The 17,301-nt window shown below is 74.2% G+C and carries 15 protein-coding genes, 1 tRNA gene and 1 pseudogene; 6 read left to right on the top strand and 11 right to left on the bottom strand.

The features are described 5' to 3' along the window. Positions 1-153 precede the first annotated feature (153 nt). Positions 154-1,044 carry a lytic polysaccharide monooxygenase gene (locus NPS70_RS21865; RefSeq protein ID WP_305886181.1) on the top strand — a complete coding sequence of 297 codons (891 nt, stop codon included), beginning with the start codon at positions 154-156 and terminating at the stop codon, positions 1,042-1,044. A gap of 137 nt (positions 1,045-1,181) precedes the next feature. Here the strand turns inward: NPS70_RS21865 and NPS70_RS21860 are convergent, their stop codons facing one another. Both NPS70_RS21860 and NPS70_RS21855 read right to left on the bottom strand, forming a co-directional pair. Next, positions 1,182-2,036 carry a class II fructose-bisphosphate aldolase gene (locus tag NPS70_RS21860; RefSeq protein WP_256526065.1) on the bottom strand — a complete coding sequence of 285 codons (855 nt, stop codon included), beginning with the start codon at positions 2,034-2,036 and terminating at the stop codon, positions 1,182-1,184. Positions 2,037-2,072: 36 nt separating this feature from the next. Then, entirely contained in the window at positions 2,073-3,149 is a 1,077-nt protein-coding gene (locus NPS70_RS21855) for an SIS domain-containing protein (protein ID WP_256526064.1), read from the bottom strand. Positions 3,150-3,388: 239 nt separating this feature from the next. Here NPS70_RS21855 and NPS70_RS21850 point away from each other — a divergent pair, with 239 nt between their 5' ends. Then, complete coding sequence (locus NPS70_RS21850) at positions 3,389-4,186, top strand: DeoR/GlpR family DNA-binding transcription regulator (RefSeq protein ID WP_256526063.1); 798 nt, start codon at positions 3,389-3,391, stop codon at positions 4,184-4,186. A 56-nt stretch (positions 4,187-4,242) separates the two neighbouring features. Here NPS70_RS21850 and NPS70_RS21845 read toward each other — a convergent pair whose 3' ends face one another. Further along, entirely contained in the window at positions 4,243-5,163 is a 921-nt protein-coding gene (locus NPS70_RS21845; protein ID WP_256526062.1) for a DMT family transporter, read from the bottom strand. Next, positions 5,160-5,870, bottom strand: coding sequence for a phosphatase PAP2 family protein (locus tag NPS70_RS21840; protein WP_374212039.1), 711 nt, complete (start codon positions 5,868-5,870; stop codon positions 5,160-5,162). Before NPS70_RS21840 ends, NPS70_RS21845 begins: the two co-directional genes overlap by 4 nt. A gap of 327 nt (positions 5,871-6,197) precedes the next feature. On the opposite strand from NPS70_RS21840, the gene NPS70_RS21835 reads away from it, so the two are divergent. After that, on the top strand, positions 6,198-6,827 hold the full coding sequence (locus NPS70_RS21835) for a TetR/AcrR family transcriptional regulator (protein WP_256526061.1): 630 nt from the start codon (positions 6,198-6,200) through the stop codon (positions 6,825-6,827). 10 nt (positions 6,828-6,837) lie between these two features. Next, positions 6,838-7,224, top strand: coding sequence for a DUF488 domain-containing protein (locus NPS70_RS21830; RefSeq protein WP_256526060.1), 387 nt, complete (start codon positions 6,838-6,840; stop codon positions 7,222-7,224). Positions 7,225-7,340: 116 nt separating this feature from the next. Here NPS70_RS21830 and NPS70_RS21825 read toward each other — a convergent pair whose 3' ends face one another. Further along, positions 7,341-7,835: a DUF309 domain-containing protein gene (locus NPS70_RS21825; RefSeq protein ID WP_256526059.1), complete on the bottom strand. Its 495-nt coding sequence runs from the start codon at positions 7,833-7,835 to the stop codon at positions 7,341-7,343. A 132-nt stretch (positions 7,836-7,967) separates the two neighbouring features. Between NPS70_RS21825 and NPS70_RS21820 the strand changes: the two genes are divergently transcribed. Next, positions 7,968-8,041 (top strand) — tRNA-Pro (locus tag NPS70_RS21820). A gap of 59 nt (positions 8,042-8,100) precedes the next feature. Here NPS70_RS21820 and NPS70_RS21815 read toward each other — a convergent pair. Together NPS70_RS21815 and NPS70_RS21810 are read right to left on the bottom strand one after the other, a co-directional pair. Beyond that, complete coding sequence (locus tag NPS70_RS21815; protein ID WP_256526058.1) at positions 8,101-8,331, bottom strand: winged helix-turn-helix domain-containing protein; 231 nt, start codon at positions 8,329-8,331, stop codon at positions 8,101-8,103. 104 nt (positions 8,332-8,435) lie between these two features. After that, positions 8,436-9,244 (bottom strand): IS5 family transposase gene (locus NPS70_RS21810; protein WP_256526057.1). Its coding sequence is split into 2 segments (ribosomal slippage): positions 8,436-8,924 and positions 8,927-9,244, totalling 807 coding nucleotides; the frame shifts between segments, so codons are not numbered across the junction. Between the two features lie 222 nt (positions 9,245-9,466). On the opposite strand from NPS70_RS21810, the gene NPS70_RS28945 reads away from it, so the two are divergent. Next, on the top strand, positions 9,467-9,721 hold the full coding sequence (locus NPS70_RS28945; RefSeq protein ID WP_374212038.1) for an SMI1/KNR4 family protein: 255 nt from the start codon (positions 9,467-9,469) through the stop codon (positions 9,719-9,721). 401 nt (positions 9,722-10,122) lie between these two features. Here NPS70_RS28945 and NPS70_RS21805 read toward each other — a convergent pair. From NPS70_RS21805 to NPS70_RS21790, 4 genes and pseudogenes are all read right to left on the bottom strand, one after another. Continuing rightward, positions 10,123-10,931 (bottom strand): IS5 family transposase gene (locus NPS70_RS21805; RefSeq protein WP_256526057.1). Its coding sequence is split into 2 segments (ribosomal slippage): positions 10,123-10,611 and positions 10,614-10,931, totalling 807 coding nucleotides; the frame shifts between segments, so codons are not numbered across the junction. Between the two features lie 362 nt (positions 10,932-11,293). After that, a pseudogene (locus tag NPS70_RS21800) lies at positions 11,294-11,713 on the bottom strand (transposase); the annotation flags it as partial. Positions 11,714-11,875: 162 nt separating this feature from the next. Next, positions 11,876-13,894, bottom strand: a complete 2,019-nt coding sequence (locus tag NPS70_RS21795) for a hypothetical protein (RefSeq protein WP_256526056.1) — start codon at positions 13,892-13,894, stop codon at positions 11,876-11,878. Positions 13,895-14,363: 469 nt separating this feature from the next. Further along, on the bottom strand, positions 14,364-17,174 hold the full coding sequence (locus tag NPS70_RS21790; protein WP_256526055.1) for a LuxR family transcriptional regulator: 2,811 nt from the start codon (positions 17,172-17,174) through the stop codon (positions 14,364-14,366). Positions 17,175-17,301: the final 127 nt, after the last annotated feature.

The following is a 17,301-nucleotide window of genomic DNA, read 5'->3' as shown; positions in this document are numbered from 1 at the left end:
CGCGGGGTGCCGGGACGGGGGACGCCGTGCGCGGCGCACCCCGATTCCCACCCGCCTCTTGCGCATTGGTATAAACCAATGCCACGCTCTCTCCGGGATTCCGGTCCGGTTCCAACTCCCTTGTCCTGCATGCCGCTTGCAGGTCCCCCATGTATGAGAGAGAGCATCCCCATGCCGTCGTCCCCCCGTGCCCTGCGCGCGTCCGGCGCCCTGGCCGCCGGTCTGTCCGCGGCCGTCCTCGTCCCGCTGGTGCCCTCCGCGGCCAGCGCGCACGGCGCCGTCTTCAACCCGGTCAGCAGGGTCGCCGCCTGCTATGCCGAGGGCCCCGAGAACCCCAGGTCGCAGGTGTGCAAGGACCTCGTCGCCGACTCGGGGACCCAGCCGCTCTACGACTGGAACGAGGTGAACATCGCCGACGCGGCGGGCCGCCACCGGGAGGTGATCCCCGACGGCAAGCTCTGCTCGGCCAACCGCACGAAGTACCGGGCGCTGGACTGGGCCCGCACCGACTGGCCCTCCACGGCGGTGTCGGCCGGTGCCTTCGACTTCAGGATCCGTGTGACCGCCCCCCACTCGGGCACCATGACGCTCTACGTCACCAAGGAGGGCTTCGACCCCACGCAGCCCCTGAAGTGGTCCGACCTCGACCCGAACCCGGTCGCGGTGTACGGCACCACCCGCACCTCCGACCAGGGCTACTACAACTTCACCGGTGACCTGCCCGCCCGCAGCGGACGGCACGTCATCTACAAGGTCTGGCAGCGCAACGACAGCCCGGAGGCCTTCTACAGCTGCTCGGACGTGACCTTCGGCGGCACCGCCTCGGCCTCCGCCCCCACCGAGGCCAAGATCGCCGCCGGGGCCGAGCTCTCGACGGTCAGCCACGCGGGCCACGGCGGCGACGAGGTCCCGCCGGCGCTCGCCTCCTCGCCCGCCGGGCCCTCCTCCTCGCTGCCGCTCGCCCTCGGCGGCGCGGGGGCCCTCGCGGCCTTCGCCGTCGGCAGCCTCGTCCTCTCCGCCCGGATCCGCCGCCGCGCCTCCTGACGGGCCGGCGGGCGGGACCCGGCCGCCGCCGGTCCACCGGCGGCGGCCGGCCTCCCGGTGCGCAGGGGAGGGAGCGCTTGCCCGCACCCGTTCGCCCCTCCCGGAGGAGGGCGGACGGGTGCGGGCTCCGGTCCCGGTCAGGACACCCGGTGCGGCCCCGCGCCGTGCAGCAGCGCCAGCAGCCGTCCCACCTCGGCGGCCATCGCCGCGCGTGCGGGCCCCAGGTACCTGCGCGGATCGCTGAGCCCCGGGTCGGCGGCCAGCGCGCCGCGCGCCGCGCCGGTGAAGGTCCGGTTCAGGTGCGTCGCGATGTTGACCTTGCGCATGCCCGCGGCGACCGCGCGCACCAGCCCGGCGTCGTCGACCCCCGAGGAGCCGTGCAGCACCAGCGGCACGGGCACCGTCTCGCGCAGCCGGGCGATGAGCGCGTGGTCGAGGGCCGCGTCCCGGGTGGCCATCGCGTGGGAGCTGCCGACCGCGACGGCGAGGGCGTCCACGGCCGTCGCGGCGACGAAGGACCGGGCCTCGTCCGGGTCGGTGCGCACACCCGGGGCGTGGGCTCCGTCCTTGCCGCCTATCTCGCCGAGCTCGGCCTCCACGGACATGCCGTGGTCGTGGCAGTGCGCGGCCACCTTGCGGGTCCGGGCCACGTTCTCCTCGTACGGCAGCCGCGAGCCGTCGAACATCACCGAGCCGAAGCCCAGGGCCACCGCCTCGTGCACCAGCTCCACGGACTCGGCGTGGTCCAGATGGACGGCGACCGGAACGGCTGCGGCCCGGGCGAGGGCCAGCACGGCGAGCCCCACCGGTGCGAGGGAGCCGTGGTAGCGGACGGTGTTCTCGCTGATCTGGGCGACCACGGCGAGGCCCGCGGCCTCCGCCCCGGCCACGATGGCCTCGGCGTGTTCGAGCTGGATCACGTTGAACGCGCCGACCGCGGTGCCGGACTCCGCCGCGCGGTCCAGGAGGCTTTCGGTGGGGCACAGGGGCATCGCGTTCCTCCAGCGGAACGGTCGGGGCGGCCGCGCTCAGGCGCGGCCGCCGTCCAGGACGACGGAGCGGGTGAGGTGCCGGGGGGCGTCCGGGTTGCGCCCGGCCGCCAGGGCCGTCTGCACGGCGAGGCGCTGGACGAGCACCAGCTCGGCCAGCGGGTCGGTGCCGGGGTGGTGGACGTGGGCCGCGCCCGCCCCGGAGATCTGCGCGGCCAGTCCGCCGGGGACCGGCCCGAGTGTCCACACGACCCGGTTGGGTGCCGCGATGCTGAGGGGGCCGTGCCGGTACTCCATCGCCGGGTACGCCTCGGTCCAGGCGCCCGCCGCCTCGCGCAGCTTCAGCGCCGCCTCCAGGGCGAGGCCGTGGGACCACCCGGTGCCCAGGAAGGTGAACTGCTCGGCGCGGAGGAGGTGTCCGGGCAGCTCGCGGGAGACGGCGGACTCCGCCTGCGCGGCCGCGTCCGCGAGCGGAGCCACCCCGGGGGGCAGCGTGCCGTCGGTCTCCAGCGCCGCCCGCAGCAGGGCGAGGGCGGTGGTGGCGTACCGGGTCTGCACCACGGAGCGCTCGTCGGCGAAGTCGAGCGCGGCGGTGCGGTCGGCCGCGGCGGTCACCGGCGTGTCCGGGTCGGCGGTCAGGGCCGTCGTGGGACTCGTTCCGCGCACCCGGTCGAGGAGGTCGAGCACCTCCGTCGTGGTGCCGGAGCGGGTGACGGCCAGGACCCTGTCGTAGCGGCGGGAGAGGGGGAACTCGGACGCGGCGAAGGCGTCGGTGTACCCGCCGCCGCCCGCCTCGCGCAGCGCCGCGTACGACTGGGCGACGAACCACGAGGTGCCGCAGCCGACGACGGCGACCCGCTCCCCCCGGCGGGGCAGCAGCGCGCGGAACTCCCCTGCCAGGGCCGCGGCCCGGCGCCAGCAGGCGGGCTGGGAGGCGATCTCCCGCTCGGTGTAGCCCGGTGGGGCGGTGCCCTCGGGCGGGACGCCGGCGGCACCGGATGACCGGTCGTCGCCGGGTGAGGCGGCTGCGGACGGCGAGGCGGTGGACGGCATCGTGGCGGGCTCCTCGGACGGGCGGACGGTACTGTTCGCGACAGCCTGCTCAATAGTGCGCATAAGAGCCATGAAAAGAGCAGAACTGCGCAGTGTCGGCTCCGGCAGTATTCAGCAGGCACCGCCCCGCGGTCCAGTGCTGTGCCCCGGATGCCCTTCGCTGCCCTGCGGGCGTGGTGACGGGATGTGCGTGCCGGTGCGCCGTCCCGCCTCCTTCCGCGCACCGCCCGCCCCGCGAGGGGTGCGTACCGGTCATGGCCTAGCGTGTCCGTGCGCAGCCCCGGCCCGAAGGAGAGCGAGCCATGTCCAAACACGAGCGGTGGAACGCGCTGCTGGAGCTGCTGGCCGCCGAGGGCCGGGTCGAGGTCGAGGAGGCCGCCGGGGCGCTGCGGGTGTCCCCGGCGACGATCCGCCGGGACCTGGACGAACTCGCCGGGCAGCAGATGCTCGTCCGCACCCGGGGAGGCGCCGTCGCGCACGGGGTCTCCTACGAACTGCCCCTGCGCTACAAGTCGGCGCGGCACGCCTCCGAGAAGCAGCGGATCGCCGAGGCCGCCGCGGACCTGATCGGGCAGGGTGAGGTCGTGGGCCTGAACGGGGGCACCACGACCACCGAGGTCGCGCGGGTGCTCGCCCTGAGGGCCGGCGGCGCGCACCGGGACGCGCCGGAGCCGCGGGCGCCCTTCCTCACCGTGGTGACCAACGCGCTGAACATCGCGGGAGAACTCGCGGTCCGGCCGCAGATCAAGATCGTCGTCACCGGTGGCGTCGCCCGCCCCCAGACCTACGAGCTGGTCGGCCCGCTGGCCGCCGGGGTGCTCGGGGAGGTCGTGCTCGACGTCGCGGTCCTCGGCGTCGACGCCCTCGACGCGGAACTGGGGGTGATGACCCGCCACGAGGACGAGGCGAGCGTGAGCCGCCGGTTCGCCGAGCGGGCCCGCCGGGTCGTGGTCGTCGCCGACTCCTCGAAGATGGGGCGGCGGGCCTTCGCCAGGATCTGCGGGCTGGAGCGGGTGGACGTGGTCGTCACCGACGCGGGGATCGACGGCGGGAGCGCGACCCGCTTCGAGGAGGCCGGCATCAGGCTCGTCACGGTCTGAACCCGCCCCGCCCCGTGCCTCGCCCGCGCCGGTGGGGCCGGGCGCTCCGCGCGGTGTCAGCCCGCCGGCACCGGGGGCGGCAGCGGCGGCGACCCCGCGTCCCCGGGACGTGCCTCCCGGGCCCCCTCCGGCCCCTCGCCGGCCGGTGCGGCGGCGGCCCGCGGCGTGCCGCGGGACAGCAGCACTACGCCGCGCGCCGCGAGCGCCGCGGCGCCGGCCGCGACGAGCCAGCCCCAGGCGCCCATCCGGAAGGTCTCGCCGAGCAGGAGGACCCCGATCACCGCGGCGGCGGCCGGGTTCGCCAGGTTCACCACCGCGAGGGGGGCGGCCAGCCCGACCCGGTAGGCCGCCTGGGAGAGCAGCAGTCCGCCCGCCGCGAAGGCGGCCACGAGGGCCGCGACCAGCGCCGTGACCCACCACGCGGCGCCCTCCGCGCCGCCCGCCGCCACGGCGGCCGTCACGGTCTGGGTGAGCGCGGAGGCCACCCCGGAGGCGACGCCCGAGGCGGTGGCGTACCCCAGGCCCCGGCCCCGGGCCAGTGCGGTGATCAGCAGCGCCGCCGCGGCCGCCACGCCGAGCGACTCCGCCGAGGACAGCGACTCGCCCGGCGGGGTCGGCCCCGTCACGGCCACCAGGCCGCCCAGGCCCGCGAGCGTCGCCAGCGCTCCGCGCCACTCGGTGCGGTGCACCCGGCGCCGGGCGTGCCGGGCCGCCAGGGGCAGCGCCGCGACCAGCGTCAGTGCGCCCAGCGGCTGCACCAGGACCAGCGGGCCGTGGTGCAGCGCCCCGACGTGGGCGAGGGCCGCCGCGGCGTTGAGCCCGACGGCCCACCACCACAGGGGCCGCGCCGCGAGGGAGCGCAGCCCCCGGCGGCCGGGTGCGGTCGAGCGGGCCAGCCGCGACTGGGCGACGGCGGCGAGCGCGTACCCGACGGCGGAGAGCAGCGAGAGCAGCACCGCGGTGACGATGCCGCTCATCGCGGCACCGCCTCGGCGGTCCGCCCCGAGGCCCTGCGGCGGAGGTCCGTGGGCACCCCCGCGGGTGCGGGGCGGGGGACCAGTGCCAGCGCCCCCGCCAGCAGCACGGCGGCTGCCACGGCGTCCAGCCAGTAGTGGTTGGCCGTGCCGACCACGACCAGCAGGGTCACCGCGGGGTGCAGCAGCCACAGCCCCCGCAGCCGCCCCCGGGTGGCCGCGGCGAGGCCGATCGCCACCACCAGGGCCCAGCCCACGTGCAGCGAGGGCATCGCGGCGAACTGGTTCGCCAGCGGGTCGGCCTCCGGTGACGCCTGGTACACCGAGGGCCCGTACACCTGGGCGGTGTCGACCAGGCCGGCGGACGCGAGCATCCGCGGCGGCGCGAGCGGCACCAGCAGGTGCAGGGCCAGCCCGGCCGCCGTGAGCGCGGCGAGCGTGCGCCGCGCCCACAGGTAGTGCCCGGGCCGCTTCAGGTAGAGCCACACCAGGAACAGCGCCGTGGCGGGGAAGTGGACGGCCGCGTAGTAGGTGTTGGCCGCCCTCACGAGCGGCTCGGCGCCCAGCAGCACCTCCTGCACCAGGCCCTCGTGCGGCAGGTGCAGCGCCCGCTCGGCGCTCCACACGGCGTCGGCGTTGCCCAGGGCCCGGGCCTCGTGCCCTCCGGCGACCACCCGTCCCAGCTTGTAGACGAGGAAGAGCACCGTCACCAGGGCGAGTTCGCGGGCCAGGGGCGGCCTGCGGGGAGCCCGCGGCGGAGGCGGGGGCGCCGGGCGCCGCGCGGGCCGCGTCCGGCTCCGCCGCCGTGGCGGTGCGGTGCCGGCGTCGCCGGATATGCCAGGGGGCGTCCCGGCGGTCATGGGCGGCCCCTTCGGTCGAGCGCGTCGGCAGCAATCGGGCGAAGCCTAGATCCCGGACGTATCGAGACGCAAACGTCTCGATACGTTTGCGTCTCGTTCCCTCCGGGGGCTACGCTCGGTACTGCGGCCATGCCCGCCATGAGCCGCCCGGCACGCCCGAACCGGGGAGAGGGGCCCATGTCCACGCAGGCCGCCACGGCCGCCGCACGGCGCAGCCGCATCACGCCCGAGCGCGAACGCGAGCTGTACGCCGCCGTCCTCGACCTGCTGCGCGAGGGCGGCTACGAGGCCGTCACCATGGAGGGCGTCGCCGCGCGCACACGCTGCGGCAAGGCGACCCTCTACCGCCAGTGGAAGACCAAGGCCCAGCTCGTCACCGCGGCTCTCGGCAGCAGCCGCTGCGTCTTCTTCGGCGGCATCGACACCGGCTCGCTCGCCGGCGACCTGCGCGAGGCCGCCCGCGTCGCCGGGGACCGCTCCCTGCGGGACCCCGAGCTCATGGAGGCCGTCGGCCAGGCGTACCTCCAGTACCCCGAACTGCGCACCGCGCTGCGGGAGACGGTCATCGGCCCCGAGGTCGCCGCCCTCGACGGGATCCTCGCCCGGGCCGTCGCCCGCGGTGAACTCGCCGCGGACCACCCCGCCCTCGCCCATGTGGCGCCGTGCTTCCTCGGCATGCTCCGGGTGGAAGGGCTGTTCGAGGAGCGGTTCGGCGGCAGCGGCGGGCTGGCCGGCTTCGTCGACTCCGTCCTCCTGCCCGCACTGGGTGCCCGCCCGCCGGGTGGCCCCGAGCGGCCGCCCCGGTGACCCTGGAGGCATGACGCGAGCCTCCGGCACCGTGAGGGTGCGCCGGATCTACGAAGCCCCCCGGGACGACGACGGACTGCGCGTCCTCGTCGACCGGCTCTGGCCGCGCGGACTCGCCAGGGCCCGTGCCGCCGTCGACCTCTGGCCCAAGGCCCTCACGCCGTCGACGGAGCTGCGCCGCTGGTACCACGGCCCGGACGCGGACGAGGAGGGCTTCCGCCGGCGCTACGAGGCCGAGCTGACCGCCCCCGAGGCCGCAAAGGCGCTGGAGGAGCTGCGGGCCAGGGCCGCCGAAGGCCCCCTGACCCTGCTCACGGCCGCGAAGGACCCGGCGGCCGCGCACGTCGCCGTCCTGCGCCGCCTGCTCGGCCCCCGGCCCGGGCCGCACGCGAACTGAGCTGCGGCGCGCGGATCCAGCTCCCGCAGGCGGCAGTCGGGAGCCTGGAGCCGGGCCGAGCGCCCCGGACTCACCGGACCCGCGGGCCGCGCCGTCCGTGCGCCCCGGAGGGCCGGCTACCCCCGCCCCGCCGTCAGCCGGGGCGACTCCGCCACCGGGTCCGCCGCGCCGTCGCCCGCCCGCTCCGCCAGGTCCTCGGCCCAGCCCACCAGACCCCCCACGTCGATCCCGTGAGCCGGTCCGTGCGCCGCGATCCGCTCCGCCCCACGGCGCAGGAGCCGCGCGCCACCGGTCGCGTTCCCCCGCGCCGCATGGGTGAGACCGACGGCCAACTGCGCGAGCCCGCGCCACAACTCCCGCTCCTCTTCCGGGCCTGACTTCCAGGCGTCCTCGAACACCTCGTGGGCGTGGAACGGCATCCCCGCGTCCAGCAGCCGCTGCGCCTCTTCCAGGGTCCCGGCCGGAGTGCGCAGCACTCCCTCGGGCTGCCGCGCCACCCCCGGCGCACCGTAGGGGAGCGGCCGCCCCAGCCCGTCCCGCGGGCGGGCGTTGCGGGCCCGTCCCTCCGCGTCGCGGTCCCGCCGGGGGGTGCCGCCTCCTCGCTCGTCCATGCACCCAGTGTGGCGGACACCGCCCGCCGCGTGCGCGCGGTGCCGGGGACCGGCTGCAACGGGAGCCCCGCAGAGTGTTGTATGGTTCTCATGCACGTTCGGCCGGGGGAAACCCCAGGTCACAGCGGGCACCGGGACGTGGCGCAGCTTGGTAGCGCACTTGACTGGGGGTCAAGGGGTCGCAGGTTCAAATCCTGTCGTCCCGACTCGAGAGAGTCGTGGGTCAGGGCCGGTTTCGGAGGAATCCGAAACCGGCCCTTGATCATTATTTTCCGAGCCGGTGCATCAGCCGGTTGGCGCCGGAGGCGCTGCAGGAGACGTGGGACTTCCTGCCGGTCAGCGTGGCCACCCTGGCCGCGTCCCACACCCGGGCCGTCTCTTCCACCAGCCTGCGCGCGGCAGGTACCTCCTTGAGATATGTCGCCAGCTTCTTCAGACAGCAGGTGGACAGCCGGCACCGCGATCCACTGGCACCGCGGGAGGCAGGCACCTGCACGCCGCCCTCCCGCCACAACCGCAGCCACTCATCGACCGACGTCAGACTTACCCGTAGCCGCCGTGCGGTCTCCGCTGGATTGCTCTTATGAGCTCGTAACACGATCATGATCGACGCTTCTTGAGGCGTCTCCAGCAGATGAGGCTGCAGGCCAGGGAGACGAGGGCGTCGTGGAGTTCGGTGCGGCGTTCCCAGCGGACAGCGAGGCGTTTGAACTGGTGGAGCAGGGCGAAGGTCTGCTCGACGACGTAGCGGAGCTTGCCCAGGCCCTGGATGTTCGGGGCACCTCTGCGGGAAATGACCGGCAGGATCCGGCGTTTTCGCAGCTCACGACGGTTGGGGTTGGAGTCGTAGCCCTTGTCGCCGAGCAGGGCTTCGGGCCGTCGGCGGGGTCGGCCGGGACGGCCTGCAACGGGCGGGATGCCGTCGACCAGGGCGAGTGTCTGGGTGACGTCGTTGACGTTGGCCGCCGTGGTGATGACTTTGAACGGGGTGCCGTGTCCGTCGCAGATCAGATGGTGCTTGCTGCCCGTCTTCCGCCGGTCGACCGGCGACGGGCCGGTGTCGGCGCCCCCTTTTTCGCGCGGACATGGGAACCGTCGACGCACGCTCTGGACCAGTCCAGCTCGCCGGCCGCATTCAACTCGGCGAGCAGAATGCGGTGGAGTTGGTCGAAGACCCCGGCCTCCTGCCATCGCTCAAGACGCCGCCAGCAGGTCTGTCCTGAGCCGAACCCCAGCTCCAGGGGCAGGAGTTGCCAGGCCATGTCGTTGTGGAGGACGAACAGGATGCCCTGGAGGCAGAGCCGGTCCGGCACCGGCCGCGGCCCCGGCGACCTCTCGGGCCAGGGCGGCAGCAACGGCTCGATCAGCGCCCACAGGTCATCGTCCACGATCCACGGCCGGGTAGTCACACCATCCCGAACGGCCGAATCGTCACACCGGTCACGGCCGACCAGGGCCGATCAACAAGATCGTGTTACGAGCTCTATAGCAAAGCGAGTCAAGACAGGCGAGACTATCTATTATCAGGTCACACCGCACTACAGCGGCGGGAATCCCGTCCCCGATTACCTAGACCTTCGTTGGGTTGGGAACCGCGCTGGCTGGGGTGGCGTCCGCATTCGTAATGCCCCATGGAGGAAGGGAATGCAATGTCCTGGGTCAGTCAACTCGTAGCGGCAGTCGGCCAGGCTTCACTGCATCTTGACATCGATTGGTCGGCTATTGAATCCCGGATCGGGGTCACCCTGCCTTCCGATTACAAGGAGTTCTGTGAGAGCTTTGGTGTTGGCGAGTTCTCTGAGTTCCTTGTCGTTAACTCCTCGCCGGGTGGCTCGGATTCGAGTCTTGTTGAATCCCTGGATTTGGACCGTCGAAGCATTGAGTAACATCCGATCGTTTTGGATCTGTATCAGCCGTACGGGCTATACCTTCCGGGGATGGAAGGCGGCGTCATGGAGTGGGGTACGAGTTCCCAGGGGGACGTATTTGCATGGCTCATCGACAGGTCAGAATCTGCTGAACTCTGGCCAGTTCTGATTCGCGAAGAAGTTGGAGACTGGGTTCGGTATGATATGCCGATGACCGAGTTCGTGTATCGCCTACTTAGTGATCAGTCATTTGATAGCGTCGGGGGGTTCGGTGCAACTGAATCGGGCCCGAGTTTCACGAGTTTTGCCTGATGTTCAGCAGGGTTTCCATCCAATAATGTCGAGTTCGTCTGACGGGATCAACTCGTCATGTCGCGCGGTTGCCCAGGTGTGCCTGATGGTTAGAGCTCGTAACACGATCATGATCGACGCTTCTTGAGGCGTCTCCAGCAGATGAGGCTGCAGGCCAGGGAGACGAGGGCGTCGTGGAGTTCGGTGCGGCGTTCCCAGCGGACAGCGAGGCGTTTGAACTGGTGGAGCAGGGCGAAGGTCTGCTCGACGACGTAGCGGAGCTTGCCCAGGCCCTGGATGTTCGGGGCACCTCTGCGGGAAATGACCGGCAGGATCCGGCGTTTTCGCAGCTCACGACGGTTGGGGTTGGAGTCGTAGCCCTTGTCGCCGAGCAGGGCTTCGGGCCGTCGGCGGGGTCGGCCGGGACGGCCTGCAACGGGCGGGATGCCGTCGACCAGGGCGAGTGTCTGGGTGACGTCGTTGACGTTGGCCGCCGTGGTGATGACTTTGAACGGGGTGCCGTGTCCGTCGCAGATCAGATGGTGCTTGCTGCCCGTCTTCCGCCGGTCGACCGGCGACGGGCCGGTGTCGGCGCCCCCTTTTTCGCGCGGACATGGGAACCGTCGACGCACGCTCTGGACCAGTCCAGCTCGCCGGCCGCATTCAACTCGGCGAGCAGAATGCGGTGGAGTTGGTCGAAGACCCCGGCCTCCTGCCATCGCTCAAGACGCCGCCAGCAGGTCTGTCCTGAGCCGAACCCCAGCTCCAGGGGCAGGAGTTGCCAGGCCATGTCGTTGTGGAGGACGAACAGGATGCCCTGGAGGCAGAGCCGGTCCGGCACCGGCCGCGGCCCCGGCGACCTCTCGGGCCAGGGCGGCAGCAACGGCTCGATCAGCGCCCACAGGTCATCGTCCACGATCCACGGCCGGGTAGTCACACCATCCCGAACGGCCGAATCGTCACACCGGTCACGGCCGACCAGGGCCGATCAACAAGATCGTGTTACGAGCTCTTAGCCTGGATCTTTCGTGACGGTCCGTCGGTTTCTTCGGCGAGCCGTTTCGGTTGTGCGGGCTGGTGGCAGGCGGGCTGATGGCCCGGCTGTCGCGTCGGGTGAGCGCCGGGTTCCAGTGCTTCGGTCGGGGTAGTGCGGGTCTTCGAACTTGAGCGGTGCGCCAGTTCGGCTTGCTGACACGGCGTCATGCTCCGTGTTGAGTCGGGCTGCTTGGCCCTGGACGCAGGGCGCCCGTGGCCTGCGTGATCATTCCTGTTCTCTACGCAGAACGATCATGCAGGAGCCACGGCGAGCATCGGCATCCACGCGAGGAGGTCGTGGGCGATCTGGACGATCTCCAGCCAGATCCGGTTCTGCGCGGTGTCGTGCAGGGGCAGGTTGCGCAGTCCGGTAGCGCGAGTGGTTCGGATGCGGTCTTCGGCTCTCGCGCGTTGGCGGTGCCGCAGTTCGAGTGCGGCGATCGGGACGCCGGTGGTATTGGTGGCGAACGCCGTGAGCCGCAGCCCGTCAGCATCGGTGAACCGCAACTGGGCACCGGGTGTGGGCGTTCCTTGCGGACGATCAGCCCCCTGCGGCCAGCCCTTCAGGACGTCCCCGTCGAGCTCGGCGACCCAGGCGCCGTCGCGGATCTCACCTCCCGGTTCGACGGCCACCGTCCATGCCGCGGGCGGGATCTTGAGGACGGCCTGGTGGATGGCGTCGGTGCCGGGCACGCGTGCTCCCCGGGGCCGGACGCCTCCGGACGGCCTGCTCGGCCCCGCCCCACCGTTCGCGGGGGCGGCTTGCGTGCGGTGCGCCGCGCCGGAGCGGCCGGCCACGGGGGTGCCGGCCGCTCCGTGCGGGGGAGGACCCGGAGGCCGCCGGTCTCAGGACCGGTGGCCTCCGGGCTGCCGCGGCGGGCCGAGCAGCGGAGTCCTCACCGGGGCGGCCAGGCCGACGAAGACGACCATCTCCAGCCCGCCGGGGTTGGTCTGCACCGGCACGTTCCGCCAGTTGTTCGTCAGCCACACATTGCCGGACGGGTCGATCTGGACCGCGGTGTTCCTCTCCAGGCCGTCGCTGGTGTACCCGGTGTCCGCAGGGGAGATGGGGTCGCCCGTCGTCAGCCCCGGCGGACAGGCGGAGACCCGCGCGCCGCAGAGGTTGGCCACGCGCCGGCCGCCGAAGTTCGACACCCAGACCGTGTCGTTGCCGTCGACCGCCATGCCCCAGGGAAGGAACAGGCCGTCGTTGACGAACGGCTCCGACGGGGTGCTGCCGTCCGGGCGGATCATGGTGACCGAGGCGTCCACGTGCCGGGTGACGATGTCCACGACCGCCTCCGCCAGCATCGCGGGCGTGGTGCCCTCGCACGGGGCGACGACCACACCGCCGTTGGAGACCCAGACGTTGCCCAGGCTGTCCGAGGCGATGCCCATGGGGCGCTTGATGCCGCCGCCCTCGACCGTCCGGAGGAGCTCGCCCGAGGGGGAGAGCAGCCCCACGTTGTCGGTGCCGTTGCCGGTGACCCAGGTACGGCCCGAGGTGTCGACCGTGACGTCGAAGGGCTTGACGATCCGGTCGCCGAAGGAGATGTTGCGGGCGTCGCGCGCCCGCCCCTGCGGGATGCGCGTGACGCTGCGGCCGCCGCAGTTGGCCACCCACACGTTGCCCCTGCGGTCGGACATCATGCCCTGCGGCTGGAGGATGTCGCCCCGGCGCCAGCCCCACGGCGGGGAGAGGGCCAGGCCGTTGGGCGTGAACTCGGACACGCTCCGGTACAGCCGGCTGGCGTCGTTCGGGCATCCGGTGCCCTGGAAGCCGAAGTTGCCCACCCAGACCCGGCCCCGCGGGTCGAGGGTGACGCCGTATCCCGCGCCGTACAGGCCGCCGCCCCGGTAGGGGGCTCCGCGTACCGCCTCGCCGGTGGGCGTCAGCCGCGACAGGATCCGCGAGCCGCACGCCGTCTTCAGCGGGTCCGAGCCGAAGGCGTAGTTGTTGGCGATCCAGGCCGTGCCCTCGGCGTCGAAGGCGACGTTCCCGGGTCCGTCGATCTCGTGGCCGTTGCCCACGTAGCGCAGGGCGATGGTCCAGGCGTCGGGCGCCTCGCCCAGCGCCGGGGTGTAGAGCGGCCGTACGGAGGCGAGGCCGAAGAGCGCGTCCACGTCGTGGCCCGGGGCCCGGGCGATGTCGGCGGCGGCCTGGAAGGTGTCCCGCGGGGGGCTCTGGCCGGGAGGCGTGGCCAGGGCGAACAGGTCCCCGCAGGTCTCCCCGGCGGTGCAGCCCGAGAGGATGTTGGCGAGCGAGTTGAAGGCCCGCATCGCCGAGGTCTCGCGCCCGTTGGGGGCGGTGGCGAGGACCCGGGCGACGTCGCCGGTCGCGATGTCCGCCAGGTTGTGGGAGACCCCGGCGGCGTTCTGCAGGCCCGGGTGTCCGCCGGAGATCTCCGACCCCTTGGTGAACTGCGCCATCGCGAACCCGGCCGCCACCGTGGTGCGCTCGTTGACGACGATCGGCGCCCGGCGCCCGGCGTGCCCGAGGACGGTGGTGAGCCGGACCGGGGCGACCCCGTGTGCGGCGCGTCCGCGCTGCTTCCCCCGCGGTGCGTCCGCCGTCACGTACAGCACGGCCCCGGGTTCGGCGGGCCGCCGGTAGACGAGCCGGAAGCGGCCCTGCGCGTCGCTGCGGGCCCGGGCCAGGGCGCGGGCGCCCTTCCCCGTGCCGTCACCCGCCTGGTACAGGGTCACCCGGGCCGCGGAGAGCGGGGTGTCGCCGCTGCGCACCACGCCCTGCTGGGCGATCCCCCCGTGCCGGTCCGGGGGTGCGGTCGGCGGCTGGGCGTAGGACGCCCCGACGGACAGGGCCGACACGACGGCACTCAGCAGGAGGATGTTGCGATGTCGCACGGTCGCTCCGATTCTCTCGCGGGAGACGGCGGCCCGGTCCCGTACGGGGCCGCGCGCGGTCGCCGCCCAACGTCCCACCGGTGCGCCGTGCCGCGGCGGAGGCGGCGGGCATGGTGCGCGGTTGTGGCCCCAACAGGTGACGCACAGGGCCGGACGCTGGTCCGCTTGGGCGGATCACGCCGCCTCGCTCGCGCCCCTCGGGGCAGGGAGGGGCGAGCGGCGGGTGCCGCGGGGGCGGGCGGGCCCGCCGCGCTCCGTCCGCGGACGCCGTGCCGGGGCGGTGCCGCCGGGCAGGACCGGGCGGGCCCCGCCGCCGGGCGGCCGCACACCGCCGCGGTGTGGGAGCGTCGGCCCCGCACCGGAGGCGCCCGGCCGCCCGGGGCGACCGGTTCCGCGGGGACGCGCCGTCGCCGGGTTCCGTGCCCGGCGGCCCCCCGGCACCGTCCCGCAGGCGCGCCCCGCGGCGGGGTCAGGCGTTGAGCGCCGTGGCCAGCTGGGACCGCGAACGGACGTCCAGCTTCTGGTAGATGCGGGTCAGACGGGCCTCCACCGTCTTCACGCTGAGGAAGAGCTTCGCCGCCGCCTCCTGGTTGCTCGCCCCCTGTCCCACCAGCTGGGCCAAGCGCAGCTCCGCCTCCGTCAGGGCGGCCAGGGCGCCTCCCTGACCGGTGCCGGCCGGCTCGGGGACCGCCGGCGGCTGCTCGGTCGCCAGGGCCAGCCAGGGCACCGCGCCCGCCCGGTCGAAGACCGTCGCCGCCGTGGTGAGGGCCGTGGAGGCGGCCGAGCGGCGACGCCGCCTCCGTTCCACGCGCGCGAGCGCGATCAGGGCGCGGCCGTGCTCCAGCACCAGACCGGCCTCCGCGTACGCCGCCGCCACCTGCGCCAGCAGTCCGGCCGCCTCGTCGGGCTTGCCGCAGGCCGCCAGCCGCATGGCGTCCGCCCGGTCCAGGCCCAGCAGCACCGTCCGGCGGCCGAGGCGTTCGGCCACCGGGCGGGCCTCCGCCAGCAGGGCGTCGGCCTCGTCCGGGGCGTCGTTGGCCACCAGGGCCTCCGCGAGCTCCTCGTGCCACCGCAGCATCGACGGGTCGACCGCCCCCTGCGCCCGTTCGCCCGTCTGCACCCGCCGCAGCGTCCCCAGGGCCGTGGACACGTCGCCGACCAGGAGCTGCACCCGGCCGAGTGCGTAGAGGCTGCGGGAGAGGAACACATGGTCGCCCTCCTCCTCGGACGCGCGCACGCTGCGGCGCGCATAGCTCGCCGCCCGGGCGAAGCTCCCGCCCGCGGCCTCCGCCAGGGCCAGGGCGTACCAGGCCGGACCCGGGGAGAGGCCCGCCTCCAGCGTCAGCGCCAGCGAACGCCCGGCGTGGGCCAGGGCGTCGGCGCAGCGGCCCTGCCGCGCCTCCACCTCGGCCAGGGTGCGGTACAGCTCGATGGCGTCCTCCACCGGACCGCGCCGCTCCACCAGCGGCAGCAGGGCCGCCAGCCGTGCCCGGGCCTCGGCGAGCCGGTCGTCGAACAGGGCGTGGCGGACGCTGAGGATCTGGGCCGCGTTGCACACGCCGAGCGGTCGCTCGGCGGCCTCCAGACCGCGGGCGCGCGCGAGCACCGACTCCGCGTCGGGAGAGCCCAGGAAGCGGTCCATCCTGGCCTGTACCGTCAGGGCGCGGGCGGCGGTGTGCTCGTCGCCCACCGAGGAGGCGAGGGCGGCGGACTCCACGGCTGCGGCGCGCGAGGCCACCGGGTCGCCGTCGGCCAGCACGTACTTCATGGCCAGGCGCAGCAGCACGGCCGCCCGCAGGCCGGTGTCCCCCTCGGAGTCCTCCAGGGCGTGCGCGTAGAGCTCGTCGAGTCCCGTCAGGCCCTGCCCCGCGGTGTCCAGGACGGCGAGCCGGGCGCGCACCCGGTCGGCCGGGGAGGCGTCCCGGGCGAGCAGGTCCGTCGCGGCCCGCATGGTGAGGTCGGCCCGGGCCGCCCGCGCGCCCTCCGCGGCCGCCTCCACCAGCCGCGCGATGCGCCGGGCGGCATCGAGCCCCGGTGTGGACTCGGCGGCGAGCAGGGCCAGTTCGGCGGCGAGGGTGCTGTTGCCGCGCCGCCGCGCGGTCTCCACCGCGGTCGACACCTCGGCCGCGAGCGAGGCGTCGGGGACGTCGGTGGCCAGTGCCCGGTGCCGGACGGCCTCCACGGGGTCGTCCACCACCAGGGCCAGCGCGGCGTGCCCGCTGCTGCGCTCGGTCCAGCAGGCGTCGTGGAGCAGGGTGGAGGGGATGATGCCCGCGCAGAAGGCCACCGTGCCGTCCTCGGTGAGGCGGATCAGCGAGGCGCGCTCCGCGGCGGCGAGTTCGGCCTCGGCCCGGGGCCGTCCGGCCCGCCGGATCAGCGCGGCCGACGGGCGGAGCGCGAGGGCGGCGATCAGCAGGGTGCCGCGCACCTCGGCCGGGACCGAGGCGATCAGGGACCGGGCGAGATCGCGTGCCCGGCCCGACAGGGACAGGGCCTCCGTGTGGTGGACGGGGGTGCGGGCGTCGGCCAGGGACCGGCCCACCGCGAGGGCGAGGCGCGGGTTGCCCCCGCTCGCCTTGTGGATCCGGCCCGCCATCCGGGAGGGCAGCCGGTGGTGGATCAGCAGTTCGGCGATCTCGTCGGCGTGCAGCGGTGGCACGTTGACGACCTCCGCCTCGGACGCCTCCCACAGGGACGCGGCCGTGTGGGGGGAGGGATCGCAGGGCCCGGCGGGCAGGCCGTCGTGGGCCGCGGGGGTGTGGACCGCGAGCGCCCGCAGCGCGGGCGGGGCCAGATGGAGGGCGAAGCGCAGCAGGTCCGCGCTGGTCGTGTCGATGTCCTGCGTGCCGTCGAGTACCAGCAGGGCCGGGCCCCGTGCGGTGAGGCGGCGCAGCACGTGGGCCAGGGCCAGGCGCAGCGCGACCGGGTCCCAGCCGCCCTCGGGCATGGGGGTCTCCCGGCAGAGCATGGCGACCGCCTCGCGCTGGGGCCCCGGGAGGCCGTCCAGCACGCCGTCGTCCTCGCCGGGCACGGTGGCGGAGGCGATCAGGGCCGCGGCGGCGGCACCGGGGATGTCCCGGTCGGCGGGGAGCGCGGTCAGGCACAGCACCGCCTCCCCGCGTGCTTCGGCACGCGCCGCGGCGGAGAGGGCCACGGCGGTCTTGCCGACCCCGGGCGGGCCGGTCAGCAGGGCCCGGCCCCCGCTGGCGAGTACGCGGTCAAGCCGGGCCAGCAGGTCCGTCCGCCCGACCGGCGCGGTGCGGCTCTCCGCCGGTTCCATCGGCCCACCACCACCCTCCGGCGTGCGCGGGCCCCCTGCCCGTACGGGCTGAGGATACGAACCCAGCCCCCGGCGTCCAGGGGCTTTGTCCGGCATACGGACAGGTACGGACCTGGAGACGTGCGGG

This window comes from Streptomyces sp. C10-9-1 (genome assembly GCF_024497955.1).
GTDB lineage: Bacteria > Actinomycetota > Actinomycetes > Streptomycetales > Streptomycetaceae > Streptomyces > Streptomyces sanyensis.
The sequence above is the reverse complement of the archived record's forward strand: the minus strand, read 5'-3'. Positions and strand labels throughout refer to the sequence as shown.

Bases quoted from the DNA above. Each gene is read 5' to 3' on its own strand.
- NPS70_RS21845 (WP_256526062.1), bottom strand. From the start codon at position 5,163: ATGAGCGGCATCGTCACCGCGGTGCTGCTCTCGCTGCTCTCCGCCGTC.
- NPS70_RS21825 (WP_256526059.1), bottom strand. From the start codon at position 7,835: ATGGACGAGCGAGGAGGCGGCACCCCCCGGCGGGACCGCGACGCGGAG.
- NPS70_RS21865 (WP_305886181.1), top strand. From the start codon at position 154: ATGAGAGAGAGCATCCCCATGCCGTCGTCCCCCCGTGCCCTGCGCGCG.
- NPS70_RS21830 (WP_256526060.1), top strand. From the start codon at position 6,838: ATGACGCGAGCCTCCGGCACCGTGAGGGTGCGCCGGATCTACGAAGCC.
- NPS70_RS21835 (WP_256526061.1), top strand. From the start codon at position 6,198: ATGTCCACGCAGGCCGCCACGGCCGCCGCACGGCGCAGCCGCATCACG.
- NPS70_RS21850 (WP_256526063.1), top strand. From the start codon at position 3,389: ATGTCCAAACACGAGCGGTGGAACGCGCTGCTGGAGCTGCTGGCCGCC.
- NPS70_RS28945 (WP_374212038.1), top strand. From the start codon at position 9,467: ATGGAGGAAGGGAATGCAATGTCCTGGGTCAGTCAACTCGTAGCGGCA.
- NPS70_RS21790 (WP_256526055.1), bottom strand. From the start codon at position 17,174: ATGGAACCGGCGGAGAGCCGCACCGCGCCGGTCGGGCGGACGGACCTG.
- NPS70_RS21860 (WP_256526065.1), bottom strand. From the start codon at position 2,036: ATGCCCCTGTGCCCCACCGAAAGCCTCCTGGACCGCGCGGCGGAGTCC.
- NPS70_RS21855 (WP_256526064.1), bottom strand. From the start codon at position 3,149: ATGCGCACTATTGAGCAGGCTGTCGCGAACAGTACCGTCCGCCCGTCC.